At 77.9% G+C, this 290-nt stretch carries 1 pseudogene; it reads left to right on the top strand.

The features are described 5' to 3' along the window. Window positions 1–126: 126 nt before the first annotated feature. Window positions 127–290, top strand: a pseudogene (locus tag LO771_RS30350) (Ppx/GppA family phosphatase); the annotation flags it as partial.

Genomic DNA, 290 nt, shown 5'->3' with positions numbered 1-290 from the left:
CGGGGCCCGGCCGGGGCCCCGCCGCAGCCGCCGGGGCGCGTGCGGCGCCCGTCCCGCCCGCGGACGCCCTCCCGGGGTCCGGGAACCCCGCCGACCTGCGCCGCCGTGCCGGTAGCGTGGAGCGCTATGCGACTGGGCGTACTCGACGTGGGTTCCAACACCGTCCACTTCCTCGTGGTGGACGCGCACCGCGGTGCGGGCCCGATGCCCGCCTTCTCCTCCAAGGAGGAGCTGCGCCACGCCGAACTGCTGGACGCGGACGGCGCCATCACCGCGGACGGCGTGCACCG

Origin of the sequence: Streptacidiphilus sp. ASG 303, assembly GCF_020991365.1 — a bacterium.
Classification (GTDB): Bacteria; Actinomycetota; Actinomycetes; order Streptomycetales; family Streptomycetaceae; genus Peterkaempfera.
The sequence above is the reverse complement of the archived record's forward strand: the minus strand, read 5'-3'. Positions and strand labels throughout refer to the sequence as shown.